At 65.0% G+C, this 14,956-nt stretch carries 1 protein-coding gene; it reads right to left on the bottom strand.

Translation table 11 applies throughout. The features are described from left to right. Window position 1: 1 nt before the first annotated feature. Window positions 2-14,869, bottom strand: coding sequence for a VCBS domain-containing protein (locus JY500_RS06955; RefSeq protein WP_206255696.1), 14,868 nt, complete (start codon window positions 14,867-14,869; stop codon window positions 2-4). Between the last annotated feature and the right edge of the window lie 87 nt (window positions 14,870-14,956).

Below are 14,956 nucleotides of genomic sequence, written 5' to 3' on the forward strand. Positions count from 1 at the left end.
TTCAATCGACGATCAAGGTGCCGTTCTTGATGAGCGTCTTGAGCAGGGTGCTTTCGTCGCCAGCCGTGACACTCGTCGCCGTGTAGAGGTTCACCCCCTGCAGCACGATCGTCTGGTCTTCCGCGCCAGCGCTGAAGGTTCCGCCGGTGAAACCACCCGATTTGCTGATGTGCAGAACGGTGGCGAGGGTCGCACCGCTGCCGGTTACCTCGACGTCGATGTAATTCAGCAGGTTCGAAATCTCGACCGCCGAGGCGGCGTTACCGGTATTGCCCGAACTGGTGTGCTCGCCTTGCAGCAGATCGCGCAGATCCAACACATCGCCACCGCCTGTCGGCACGCCGGCCGTGCCGGACTGGATGTTGTTGTATCCACCTCCGTAAGTGAAGTCGGTGATCTTGTCCACCGCGGGCGTGCCGGTGGGCCCAGCATCGGCAAGGTGCCAGACAAACACATCCGATCCGCTGCCACCGGTCAGCGTGTCATTGCCGCCGCCACCCACGATGTAGTCGTTGCCGCCTCCACCGCTGATCACGTTGGCCGCGCTGTTGCCTTCGATCCGGTTATTCGCCGAGTTGCCGGACAAGTTGATGGCGAACGAGCCTTCGGCGGTCAGGTTCTCGAAATTACTTGCGAGCGTATAGATCGTCACCGTCGGATGTGCGGCGTAGTACGTGCTGTCGAGGATGACGGTGTCCGTCCCTTCGTTGGCGTTCTCGACCAGGGTGTCGGTGCCGGTTGTCAGGCGATAGGTGTCATCGCCGGTACCGCCGGTCAGCGTGTTGGTGCCGGCACCGCCTGTGAGGAGATCGTTGCCGATCCCGCCGTTCAGGATGTCATTGCCGGCTCCGCCGTCGAGCGTATCTGCGCCGCCGTTGCCGATCAGCGTGTCATCGCCGGCCCCACCTGTCAGCCAGTCGCGGCTGGTACCACCGGTGATCGTATTGTTCGATGCGTCGCCGTCGAGAATGCTGCCGGTGCGCAGTTGCCACGAACCAGAGGCGGCGTCGTACACCAGATCCTGAATCCGCGGATCGACGAGCGTTGGCGCTGACTCGTTGGTAAATAGCGCGGTGTTGGTGAGCGCCATCACCTGGTAGCTCGATGCTGGATCGCCGCTGGCTTTGTACTCGATGCGCAGACGCGCATTGCCGCCTTGCTCCCAATAAAGCAGCTCGAATGCTTGCAAGCCGCCGTTCAGATCGCCAAGGGCAACGTTGGTAAAGATGCGCGTGGTGGGGCCCTGGTTGCCGTCATATTCCAACAGCGTCTGTCCGGCGACATTGAGGCGGAAGCCATCATCGGCGGTGACGCGGAAGTCATACGAGCCATGCTGGACGTACATCTGGCCAGAGAGGCGAATTGCCGCGTCCGTGGTGAGGCCAAGGCCCGACGTGCCGCCGGTATTGCCGGCGCCTGTCTGAACGATGCCGGTGGGCTGGTCCTGATCGAGGAAGTTGCTGAGCCCACGTGTCGTCGAGCTTGCGTTGCCGTCACCGGTGGGCAGGGCCGAGCCAGCAGCCACGTTGCTGTTAGAGCCCAGCGCCGAGTTCACCGTAGGGTTGAAACCGTAGTCCAGCGAGCGGGCCTTGAACGCCACGTCGGCGGCGTTGGTGGTCGCCGTGGCCGAGCTGCCGACCAGGTTATTACTGCCACCCGCGAGGGCGTTGCGGCCGTTGATGATGGTGTACATATCCTCAACCGAGTTGAGGTTGCCCGCCACCAGATGGTTGCCGAAAGTGGCCGTGCCATCATCACTGTGCGTACGGTAGCCGCTACCAGGGCTGGCCGTTTCGTTGTAGCCGAAGAACTCCCCGTTAAGGCCGGTGGCATTTACGCTGACCACAGACGGCGTGCCGGCGGTGAGATCCTGCGTGCCGGTCACGGCCACGGTCAGCGTCGTGGTGGCAGTGCCGCCGTGACCGTCGCTGATCGTGTAGGTGAAGACATCGTTGGCCACCTGCCCGGCGGTCAAGTTCTGCACCGCGGTACTGGTGTTGTTCAGCGCGTAGTTGTACGTGCCGTCACTGTTGAGCGTCAGGGTGCCGTAGGTGCCCACGATCGCAGTTCCCACGCCGCCACCGGGTGTGGTGGCCGGCGTTCCACTGGTGACACCGGTGACGGTGAGCGGGTCACCATCGACATCGGTGTCGCGACCAGGGGCTGTGGTGATCACGTTGCCGGTTGCCGTCAGCGTGGTGTCCTCCTTGACCGCCGCGGTATCGGCTGCGGCCACTGGAGCGTCATTGGCGCCGTTGATGGTGACGCTGATGACTTGCGAGGCCGTGCCATCGGCCGACTTCACCGTGATCGAGTCGGTCAGGGTCTGACCGACGCCGAGCGACTGGATTGCGCTCTGTGCGTTGTTGGCCGCGTAAGTCCAGGCTCCGGTGCTGGTGTTGAAGGTGAAAGTGCCGTAGGTGCCGGCGAGCGAAGCCGGCGACTGGAATACGGCCTGACCTGCATCCACGTCGGTCACGGTCAGTGCACCTGACGCGATCAGGTTGCCACCAGACACTGCAGCATCTTCCGTCACCGAGCCCGTTGCCGAGCCAGTGATTGCCGCGTTGTCGTTAGCACCGGTGACCGTGACGTCGATGGTCTTCGACGCCGACCCGTCAAGGCTGCTGACCGTAAGCGTGTCGTGTACCACCTGGGCGCCAACTAGCCCCTGCGTGGTGGCCTTCGTGTTGTCGAGCGTGTAGGTCCAGGCACCCGTCGTTGTGTTGAAGGTGAAGTTGCCGTAGGTGCCTGCCAGCGATGCGGGAGCCAGGAAACTCGACTGACCCGCATCGGTGTCGCTGACGATCAAGGTGCCCGACGTGGTCGGCGTGCCTGCCGTTGCGTTGTTCACGCCGCCAGCTTCCGTAACCGATCCCGTCGCGGGCCCCTGAATCATTGCCACGTCGTTGGTGCCGTTGATCGTGACGCTGATGACTTGCGAGGCCGTACCGTCCGCGGACTTCACGGTGATCGAGTCGGTCAGCGACTGGCCTGCGCCGAGCGACTGGATCGCGGACTGCGCGTTGTTCGCAGCGTAGGTCCAGGCACCGGTCGTGGTGTTGAAAGTGAAGGTGCCGTAGGTACCGGCCAGCGTGGCCGGGGTCGCAAAGACCGCTTGGCCTGCGTCAACGTCGGTCACTGCCAAGCTGCCCGACGCGGTGAGGTTGCCCGAGGTGACGGCAACGTCTTCCGTCATCGTGCCGGTTGCGGTACCGGTGATCGCGGCGGTGTCGTTCGCACCGGTCACGGTCACATCGATCGCCTTGGTCGCGGTGCCATCCAGGCTCGTGACGGTCAGCGTGTCATGCACGATCTGGCCGTTGGTGAGTGCCTGGGTCGCGGCCTTGCTGTTGTCGAGTGCGTAAGTCCAGGCACCGGTCGCGGCGTTGAAGGTGAAGGTACCGTAGGTGCCGTTGAGCGAAGCAGGGGCCACCGCCTGGAAGACCGACTGGCCCGCATCGGCGTCACTGACGCTCACGGTGCCCGAGGCGTTCGGCGTGCCGGCGATCGCGTTCGCCACACCACCGGCTTCGACCACCGCACCGGTGGCGGTGCCACCGATGGTGGCACCGTCGTTGGTGCCGTTGATCGTGACGCTGATGACCTGCGAAGCGGTGCCATCGGCCGACTTCACCGTGATGGAATCGGTCAGCGACTGGCCTGCGCCGAGCGACTGGATCGCGGACTGCGCGTTGTTCGCAGCGTAGGTCCAGGCACCGGTCGTGGTGTTGAAGGTGAAGGTGCCGTAGGTACCGGCCAGCGTCGCCGGGGTCGCAAAGACCGCCTGGCCTGCGTCAACGTCGGTCACTGCCAAGCTGCCCGACGCCGTGAGGTTGCCCGAGGTGACGGCAACGTCTTCGGTCATCGTGCCGGTCGCAGTACCGGTGATCGCGGCGGTGTCGTTGGCACCGGTCACCGTCACATCGATCGCCTTGGTGGCGGTGCCATCCAGGCTCGTGACGGTCAGCGTGTCATGCACGACCTGGCCGTTGGTGAGTGCTTGCGTGGCGGCCTTGGTGTTGTCGAGTGCGTACGTCCAGGCGCCGGTCGCGGCGTTGAAGGTGAAGGTACCGTAGGTGCCGTTGAGCGACGCCGGGGCCACGGCCTGGAAGACCGACTGGCCCGCATCGGCGTCACTGACGCTCACGGTGCCCGAGGCGTTCGGCGTGCCGGCGATCGCATTCGCGACACCACCGGCTTCGACCACCGTGCCGGTGGCGGTGCCACCGATGGTGGCGCCGTCGTTGGCGCCGTTGATCGTGACGCTGATGACCTGCGAAGCGGTGCCATCGGCCGACTTCACCGTGATGGAATCGGTCAGCGACTGACCCGCGCCGAGCGACTGGATCGCGGCTTGGCTGTTGTTCGCAGCGTAGGTCCAGACACCGGTCGTGGTGTTGAAGGTAAAGGTGCCGTAGGTGCCGGCCAGCGTCGCCGGGGTCGCGAAGACCGCTTCACCCGAATCGACATCGGTCACCGCCAGGTTGCCCGACGCAGTGAGGTTGCCCGAGGTGACGGCAACGTCTTCGGTCATCGTGCCGGTCGCAGTACCGGTGATCGCGGCGGTGTCGTTGGCACCGGTCACCGTCACATCGATCGCCTTGGTGGCGGTGCCATCCAGGCTCGTGACGGTCAGCGTGTCATGCACGACCTGGCCGTTGGTGAGTGCTTGCGTGGCGGCCTTGGTGTTGTCGAGTGCGTACGTCCAGGCGCCGGTCGCGGCGTTGAAGGTGAAGGTACCGTAGGTGCCGTTGAGCGACGCCGGGGCCACGGCCTGGAAGACCGACTGGCCCGCATCGGCGTCACTGACGCTCACGGTGCCCGAGGCGTTCGGCGTGCCGGCGATCGCATTCGCGACACCACCGGCTTCGACCACCGTGCCGGTGGCGGTGCCACCGATGGTGGCGCCGTCGTTGGCGCCGTTGATCGTGACGCTGATGACCTGCGAAGCGGTGCCATCGGCCGACTTCACCGTGATGGAATCGGTCAGCGACTGACCCGCGCCGAGCGACTGGATCGCGGCTTGGCTGTTGTTCGCAGCGTAGGTCCAGACACCGGTCGTGGTGTTGAAGGTAAAGGTGCCGTAGGTGCCGGCCAGCGTGGCCGGGGTCGCGAAGACGGCTTCACCCGAATCCACGTCGGTGACGGCGAGCGCACCGGCGGCGGTGAGGTTGCCCGAGGTGACGGCAACGTCTTCGGTCATCGTGCCGGTCGCCGTACCGGTGATCGCGGCGGTGTCGTTGGCACCGGTCACCGTCACATCGATCGCCTTGGTGGCGGTGCCATCCAGGCTCGTGACGGTCAGCGTGTCATGCACGATCTGGCCGTTGGTGAGTGCTTGCGTGGCGGCCTTGGTGTTGTCGAGTGCGTACGTCCAGGCGCCGGTCGCGGCGTTGAAGGTGAAGGTACCGTAGGTGCCGTTGAGCGAAGCGGGCGCGACGGCCTGGAAGCTCGATTGGCCGGCGTCTGCATCGGACACGGTGACCGTACCGGACGCATTCGGCGTGCCGGCGATCGCATTCGCGACGCCGCCGGCTTCGACCACCGTGCCGGTGGTGGTGCCACCGATGACCGGTACATCATTGGTACCGACGATCGTGATGGTGAGCGTATCGGTGTCGAAACCGCCCTTGCCGTCAGCGACTTGATAGGTCACCACGACATCTTGCGTTTGGCCCGCTGCCAGATGGTCGTAAGCCGGGTTGGCAGGGTTGAAGCTGTAGCTGCCGTCGGTGTTGAACGTAAGCCCCGCCGGTGCTGGCGAGATCAGCGAATAGCTCAGCGCGTCGCTTTCGGCATCGGTGGCGACGACGTTGCCGTTGAACAGGGCGCCGCCCTCGGTCACGTTCTCATGCGCAGGCATGGCGACCGGCGCGGTGTTCGCACCGGAAATCGCGATATCGAGCGTGGCATTGCTCGTCGCGCTACCGTCGGAGAGCGTGTAATTGAATACGTCATGCAGCGGCGCGTCGGTCGGCTTCAGCGCGATCACAGCGGCGTTGCTGGCGTCCTGAACGTAGGTGTAGCTGCCGTCCGCGTGAATCGTGAGCGTGCCGTAGTTGCCCACCACCACCGTGGTGCCACTTACCGGCGTGGCGCCCACGGCAGACACGATCAGGCTTGCATGCGCCGTATCGATGTCGCTGTCGTTGGTCAGCACGTTGCCGGACGCTGCAGTGGTATCCGTTTTGACCAGGCTGTTGGTGTCGATCGCTGCGACGGGACCATCGTTGGTGCCGGTAATGGCGACCGTGACGGTGCTGGTGGTGCCATCGGCACTTTTCACCGTGAATTCCTCGCTCGGCAGCGATTGGCCTTCGCCCAGCGCTTGCACCGCCGGGTTGGCGTTGTTGAGCGTGTAGGTCCAGTTGCCCGATGCATCGATCGAGAACGAGCCATGCGCACCGGCAACGGCAGTCTGCGGCTGGAACACCGCTTGGCCGGCGTCGACGTCGGAGACCTGCAACTGGCCGCCGGTCGTGAGCGTTACATCTTCCTTCACCGCTCCGGTATCCGCGCCGAGTACGGACGGGGTGATCTGCGCGCCGTCGTTGGTGCCGGTGATTGAAACTGTGACTGTGCTGGCGGTGCCGTCGGCGCTCTTCACCGTGAATACTTCATTGGGCAGCGACTGACCTTCGCCCAAGGCCTGCACCACCGGATCGGCGTTGTTGAGCGTGTAGACCCAGTTGCCCGCGGCGTCGATCGAGAAGGTGCCGTGCGCACCGGCGACCGCCGTCTGCGGTTGGAACACCGCCTGACCGGCATCCACATCGGTGACGACGAGTTGGCCGCTCGCGGTCAGCGTCACATCTTCCTTCACGGCGCCCGCGTCGGCACCCGGCGTCGCGGGGGTGATGACTGCGCCATCGTTGGTGCCGTTGATGGTCACCGAGATCACTTGCGAAGCGGTGCCGTCCGCGGACTTCACCGTGATCGAGTCCGTCAGCGACTGGCCTGCGCCGAGCGACTGGATTGCGGACTGCGCGTTGTTCGCAGCGTAGGTCCAGGCCCCGGTCGTGGTGTTGAAGGTAAAGGTGCCGTAGGTGCCGGCCAGCGTCGCCGGGGTCGCGAAGACCGCTTCACCCGAATCGACATCGGTCACCGCCAGGTTGCCCGACGCAGTGAGGTTGCCCGAGGTGACGGCAACGTCTTCGGTCATCGTGCCGGTCGCAGTACCGGTGATCGCGGCGGTGTCGTTGGCTCCGGTCACCGTCACATCGATCGCCTTGGTGGCGGTGCCATCCAGGCTCGTGACGGTCAGCGTGTCATGCACGACCTGGCCGTTGGTGAGTGCTTGCGTGGCGGCCTTGGTGTTGTCGAGTGCGTACGTCCAGGCGCCGGTCGCGGCGTTGAAGGTGAAGGTACCGTAGGTGCCGTTGAGCGACGCCGGGGCCACGGCCTGGAAGACCGACTGGCCCGCATCGGCGTCACTGACGCTCACGGTGCCCGAGGCGTTCGGCGTGCCGGCGATCGCATTCGCGACACCACCGGCTTCGACCACCGTGCCGGTGGCGGTGCCACCGATGGTGGCGCCGTCGTTGGCGCCGTTGATCGTGACGCTGATGACCTGCGAAGCGGTGCCATCGGCCGACTTCACCGTGATGGAATCGGTCAGCGACTGACCCGCGCCGAGCGACTGGATCGCGGCTTGGCTGTTGTTCGCAGCGTAGGTCCAGACACCGGTCGTGGTGTTGAAGGTAAAGGTGCCGTAGGTGCCGGCCAGCGTGGCCGGGGTCGCGAAGACGGCTTCACCCGAATCCACGTCGGTGACGGCGAGCGCACCGGCGGCGGTGAGGTTGCCCGAGGTGACGGCAACGTCTTCGGTCATCGTGCCGGTCGCCGTACCGGTGATCGCGGCGGTGTCGTTGGCACCGGTCACCGTCACATCGATCGCCTTGGTGGCGGTGCCATCCAGGCTCGTGACGGTCAGCGTGTCATGCACGATCTGGCCGTTGGTGAGTGCTTGCGTGGCGGCCTTGGTGTTGTCGAGTGCGTACGTCCAGGCGCCGGTCGCGGCGTTGAAGGTGAAGGTACCGTAGGTGCCGTTGAGCGAAGCGGGCGCGACGGCCTGGAAGCTCGATTGGCCGGCGTCTGCATCGGACACGGTGACCGTACCGGACGCATTCGGCGTGCCGGCGATCGCATTCGCGACGCCGCCGGCTTCGACCACCGTGCCGGTGGTGGTGCCACCGATGACCGGTACATCATTGGTACCGACGATCGTGATGGTGAGCGTATCGGTGTCGAAACCGCCCTTGCCGTCAGCGACTTGATAGGTCACCACGACATCTTGCGTTTGGCCCGCTGCCAGATGGTCGTAAGCCGGGTTGGCAGGGTTGAAGCTGTAGCTGCCGTCGGTGTTGAACGTAAGCCCCGCCGGTGCTGGCGAGATCAGCGAATAGCTCAGCGCGTCGCTTTCGGCATCGGTGGCGACGACGTTGCCGTTGAACAGGGCGCCGCCCTCGGTCACGTTCTCATGCGCAGGCATGGCGACCGGCGCGGTGTTCGCACCGGAAATCGCGATATCGAGCGTGGCATTGCTCGTCGCGCTACCGTCGGAGAGCGTGTAATTGAATACGTCATGCAGCGGCGCGTCGGTCGGCTTCAGCGCGATCACAGCGGCGTTGCTGGCGTCCTGAACGTAGGTGTAGCTGCCGTCCGCGTGAATCGTGAGCGTGCCGTAGTTGCCCACCACCACCGTGGTGCCACTTACCGGCGTGGCGCCCACGGCAGACACGATCAGGCTTGCATGCGCCGTATCGATGTCGCTGTCGTTGGTCAGCACGTTGCCGGACGCTGCAGTGGTATCCGTTTTGACCAGGCTGTTGGTGTCGATCGCTGCGACGGGACCATCGTTGGTGCCGGTAATGGCGACCGTGACGGTGCTGGTGGTGCCATCGGCACTTTTCACCGTGAATTCCTCGCTCGGCAGCGATTGGCCTTCGCCCAGCGCTTGCACCGCCGGGTTGGCGTTGTTGAGCGTGTAGGTCCAGTTGCCCGATGCATCGATCGAGAACGAGCCATGCGCACCGGCAACGGCAGTCTGCGGCTGGAACACCGCTTGGCCGGCGTCGACGTCGGAGACCTGCAACTGGCCGCCGGTCGTGAGCGTTACATCTTCCTTCACCGCTCCGGTATCCGCGCCGAGTACGGACGGGGTGATCTGCGCGCCGTCGTTGGTGCCGGTGATTGAAACTGTGACTGTGCTGGCGGTGCCGTCGGCGCTCTTCACCGTGAATACTTCATTGGGCAGCGACTGACCTTCGCCCAAGGCCTGCACCACCGGATCGGCGTTGTTGAGCGTGTAGACCCAGTTGCCCGCGGCGTCGATCGAGAAGGTGCCGTGCGCACCGGCGACCGCCGTCTGCGGTTGGAACACCGCCTGACCGGCATCCACATCGGTGACGACGAGTTGGCCGCTCGCGGTCAGCGTCACATCTTCCTTCACGGCGCCCGCGTCGGCACCCGGCGTCGCGGGGGTGATGACTGCGCCATCGTTGGTGCCGTTGATGGTCACCGAGATCACTTGCGAAGCGGTGCCGTCCGCGGACTTCACCGTGATCGAGTCCGTCAGCGACTGGCCTGCGCCGAGCGACTGGATTGCGGACTGCGCGTTGTTCGCAGCGTAGGTCCAGGCCCCGGTCGTGGTGTTGAAGGTAAAGGTGCCGTAGGTGCCGGCCAGCGTCGCCGGGGTCGCGAAGACCGCTTCACCCGAATCGACATCGGTCACCGCCAGGTTGCCCGACGCAGTGAGGTTGCCCGAGGTGACGGCAACGTCTTCGGTCATCGTGCCGGTCGCAGTACCGGTGATCGCGGCGGTGTCGTTGGCACCGGTCACCGTCACATCGATCGCCTTGGTGGCGGTGCCATCCAGGCTCGTGACGGTCAGCGTGTCATGCACGATCTGGCCGTTGGTGAGCGCTTGCGTCGCGGCCTTGGCGTTGTCGAGTGCGTACGTCCAGGCGCCGGTCGCGGCGTTGAAGGTGAAGGTGCCGTAGGTGCCGTTGAGCGCGGCGGGAGCAACTGCCTGGAAGCCCGCTTCGCCGTTGTCCGCATCGGCGGCCAGCAGCGTGCCGGACGCGTTGGGCGTGCCCGGGATGGCGTTCGCAATGCCGCCGGCCTCTTGCACGGCGCCAACCCCCGGCCCCTGGATGCTGGCAATGTCGTTGGTGCCGAGCACGTTGATCGTGATACTGGTGCTCGATCCGTCGGACAGCGCAACCGTGAAGGTCTCCGTCTTGCTGTCCGTTGCATTCAACGCTTGCACCGCGCTATCGGCGTTGCGCAGCGTGTAGGTCCAGGTACCGTCAGCGGCAACCACCAGGTCACCGTATGCGCCTGCCGCGGTCTCCGGCACAAAGGTGGCGACCCCCGAGGTGGTGAGCGTGCCCGTGCTGGTTAGCGTGGTGTCTTCCCGTACGGTACCGTTGCCCGATGCGGTCGTTTCGTCTTGGCCGTGCACCGTGATCACGATGCTGTGCGGCGTGCCATCCAGGCTCTTCACAACAATCGTCTCGGTCACCGTGTCAGTGCCCTTGAGCGACTGCACATTGGCCGCTGCGTTGTTGAGCGAGTAGCTCCAGTTGCCGGCAGCGTCAATCGTGAGCGAGCCATAGGTGCCGGTCTGAGTGCCGGCCTGGAAGCTTGCCTCGCCGGTGTCGACATCGCTGACTTGCAGCTTGCCGGAAGCCAGCAGCACCGCGTCTTCGGTGACACTGCCGGTGTCACCGCCCGGAACGGACGGGTTGATCTGCGCGGCATCGTTGGTGCCGAGCACGTTGATCGTGATGCTGGTGCTCGATCCGTCGGACAGCGCAACCGTGAAGGTCTCCGTTTTGCTGTCTGTTCCATTCAGCGCTTGCACCGCGCTATCGGCGTTGCGCAGCGTGTACGTCCACGTGCCGTCAGCGGCAACCACCAGGTCACCGTATGCGCCTGCCGCGGTCTCCGGCACAAAGGTGGCGACCCCCGAGGTGGTGAGCGTGCCCGTGCTGGTTAGCGTGGTGTCTTCCTGTACGGTACCGTTGCCCGACGCGGTCGTTTCGTCTTGGCCGTGCACCGTGATCTCGATGCTGTGCGGCGTGCCATCCAGGCTCTTCACAACAATCGTCTCGGTCACCGTGTCAGTGCCCTTGAGCGACTGCACATTGGCCGCTGCGTTGTTGAGCGAGTAGCTCCAGTTGCCGGCAGCGTCAATCGTGAGCGAGCCATAGGTGCCGGTCTGAGTGCCGGCCTGGAAGCTTGCCTCGCCGGTGTCGACATCGCTGACTTGCAGCTTGCCGGAAGCCAGCAGCACCGCGTCTTCGGTGACACTGCCGGTGTCACCGCCCGGAACGGACGGGTTGATCTGCGCGGCATCGTTGGTGCCGAGCACGTTGATCGTGATGCTGGTGCTCGATCCGTCGGACAGCGCAACCGTGAAGGTCTCCGTTTTGCTGTCTGTTCCATTCAGCGCTTGCACCGCGCTATCGGCGTTGCGCAGCGTGTACGTCCACGTGCCGTCAGCGGCAACCACCAGGTCACCGTATGCGCCTGCCGCGGTCTCCGGCACAAAGGTGGCGACCCCCGAGGTGGTGAGCGTGCCCGTGCTGGTTAGCGTGGTGTCTTCCTGTACGGTACCGTTGCCCGACGCGGTCGTTTCGTCTTGGCCGTGCACCGTGATCTCGATGCTGTGCGGCGTGCCATCCAGGCTCTTCACAACAATCGTCTCGGTCACCGTGTCAGTGCCCTTGAGCGACTGCACATTGGCCGCTGCGTTGTTGAGCGAGTAGCTCCAGTTGCCGGCAGCGTCAATCGTGAGCGAGCCATAGGTGCCGGTCTGAGTGCCGGCCTGGAAGCTTGCCTCGCCGGTGTCGACATCGCTGACTTGCAGCTTGCCGGAAGCCAGCAGCACCGCGTCTTCGGTGACACTGCCGGTGTCACCGCCCGGAACGGACGGGTTGATCTGCGCGGCATCGTTGGTGCCGAGCACGTTGATCGTGATGCTGGTGCTCGATCCGTCGGACAGCGCAACCGTGAAGGTCTCCGTTTTGCTGTCTGTTCCATTCAGCGCTTGCACCGCGCTATCGGCGTTGCGCAGCGTGTACGTCCACGTGCCGTCAGCGGCAACCACCAGGTCACCGTATGCGCCTGCCGCGGTCTCCGGCACAAAGGTGGCGACCCCCGAGGTGGTGAGCGTGCCCGTGCTGGTTAGCGTGGTGTCTTCCTGTACGGTACCGTTGCCCGACGCGGTCGTTTCGTCTTGGCCGTGCACCGTGATCTCGATGCTGTGCGGCGTGCCATCCAGGCTCTTCACAACAATCGTCTCGGTCACCGTGTCAGTGCCCTTGAGCGACTGCACATTGGCCGCTGCGTTGTTGAGCGAGTAGCTCCAGTTGCCGGCAGCGTCAATCGTGAGCGAGCCATAGGTGCCGGTCTGAGTGCCGGCCTGGAAGCTTGCCTCGCCGGTGTCGACATCGCTGACTTGCAGCTTGCCGGAAGCCAGCAGCACCGCGTCTTCGGTGACACTGCCGGTGTCACCGCCCGGAACGGACGGGTTGATCTGCGCGGCATCGTTGGTGCCGAGCACGTTGATCGTGATGCTGGTGCTCGATCCGTCGGACAGCGCAACCGTGAAGGTCTCCGTTTTGCTGTCTGTTCCATTCAGCGCTTGCACCGCGCTATCGGCGTTGCGCAGCGTGTACGTCCACGTGCCGTCAGCGGCAACCACCAGGTCACCGTATGCGCCTGCCGCGGTCTCCGGCACAAAGGTGGCGACCCCCGAGGTGGTGAGCGTGCCCGTGCTGGTTAGCGTGGTGTCTTCCTGTACGGTACCGTTGCCCGACGCGGTCGTTTCGTCTTGGCCGTGCACCGTGATCACGATGCTGTGCGGCGTGCCATCCAGGCTCTTCACAACAATCGTCTCGGTCACCGTGTCAGTGCCCTTGAGCGACTGCACATTGGCCGCTGCGTTGTTGAGCGAGTAGCTCCAGTTGCCGGCAGCGTCAATCGTGAGCGAGCCATAGGTGCCGGTCTGAGTGCCGGCCTGGAAGCTTGCCTCGCCGGTGTCGACATCGCTGACTTGCAGCTTGCCGGAAGCCAGCAGCACCGCGTCTTCGGTGACACTGCCGGTGTCACCGCCCGGAACCGACGGCGTAATCTGCGCACCGTCGTTGGTACCGGTGATCGCCACGGTCACCGTGCTGGTCGTGCCGTCGGCACTCTTGACCGTGAACACTTCGCTCGGCAGCGACTGGCCTTCGCCCAGCGCTTGCACCGCAGGGTCGGTGTTATTGAGGAGGTATGTCCAGTTGCCCGCGGCGTCGATTGAGAACGAACCGTGTGTGCCTGCCACTGCCGTCTGCTGCTGGAACACCGCTTGGCCTGCATCCGCGTCGGAGACCACCAACTGACCGCTAGCGGTCAGCCTTACGTCTTCTTTCACCGCGCCGGCATCTCCACCGGCTGCACCCGGCAAAATGGTTGCCGGATCATTTACTTGGGTGACGCCGATATCCACCGTGGCGAGGGCCGTGCCGCCCTTGCCGTCCGATACGGTCACGGTGAAGCTGTCCTGCCCGTTGAAGTCTTTCGCCGGCGTGTAGGTCCAGGTGCCGTCCGTGTTAACGGTGACGCTGCCGTGAGCCGGGTCGCTCGCCTTCGCGAAGCTCAGGCTGTCGCCATCAACGTCCGTGGCCTTCACCTGTCCGCTGATCGGCGTGTCCTCGGGGGTGCTGAGCGTGTAGTGGCCGGTTGCCGGGTCGATGTTGGCATCGCTGACCGGCGTGCCGGCGGGCCCATCGGTGGTGCCGGGAACCGGCGCGTCGTTGACCGGCGTGACACCGACGCTGACGGTGGCCGTTGTCGTGCCGCCCTTGCCGTCCGACACGGTGACCGTGAACGAGTCCGGCCCGTTGTAATCCTTCGTCGGGGTGTAGACCCAGGTGCCGTCGGTGTTAACGGTGACGCTGCCGTGCGTGGGGTCCGAGCCCTTGGCGTAGCTCAGCGTATCGCCATCAACGTCCGACCCCGGCGTGCGGCCTGCAACAGGCGTGTCTTCCAGTGTTGTGACGGCAACGTTGGTTGCGGTCGGTGCGTCATTCACCGGCGTGACGTTAACGGTGATGGTGCCGTCGGTGGTGGCGCCGCGGCCGTCGCTGACGGTGTAGATGATTGTTGCCGGCCCGTTGTAGTTGGGCGGCGGGGTATAGGTGAGGGTGCCGTCGGTGTTGACGGTGACAGTGCCGACGCTAGCCGTGGGCGTGCCAACCAGCGTTATCGGGTCGCCGTTGGGGTCGCTCAGCACGCCGTCGAGCCGGATGCCGGTGCTGGTGTCTTCAGGCAGGGTCACCGACAGTGGGGCTGCTTCCGGCGCCGCGTTGGCGTCGGTGGTGATGGCTGAAAGCGTCTGCTGCTCGACCGTGTCGGTCGCGATCGGGCCGCTCGTCTGGAAGCTCAGCGGGTCTACACCTTCGCTGATGCGCAGCAGGCGCACGAAACCGTGCCCGTCGCCACCACTACCACCACCGAGGCCTGCCGCCGTCGGGTCCAGTTCGGCAAGCGGGTCGGCGCCCGCGTTAAGCGATGCGATCACGCGTTCGAGTTCGGCGTCGGGCGGCGTCAGGGCTGCATCCTGCGCCGGCACTGCGTCCTGCGTCAGCAAGCCCGCGTCCGCCAGCACCTCGCGCCCGCCGCCCAGGGTCACCGGGTCGCCATGCGGGCCACGCAGTTCGATCACCGCGCCGTTGTCCGTTACCACCACCTGACCCTCGGCGATGCGATCGCCAAGGTGGATCGGGCGCAGGCTGCCGTCCGCTTCGCGTACCCAGGCCTTGCCTTCGAGGCGGGCAACAGTACCTTCAGCGTGGTTGGTGGTGGTGGCCATGAAATGTCTCCCGGTCGGACTGATTCAGATTGCCCTCGAAACTACGCCGCCCGGCGGGGCGGCGCATCGTACTCGAGGACAGGGAGA

Source organism: Niveibacterium microcysteis (assembly GCF_017161445.1).
Lineage (GTDB): Bacteria > Pseudomonadota > Gammaproteobacteria > Burkholderiales > Rhodocyclaceae > Niveibacterium > Niveibacterium microcysteis.

Bases quoted from the DNA above. Each gene is read 5' to 3' on its own strand.
- JY500_RS06955 (WP_206255696.1), bottom strand. From the start codon at position 14,869: ATGGCCACCACCACCAACCACGCTGAAGGTACTGTTGCCCGCCTCGAA.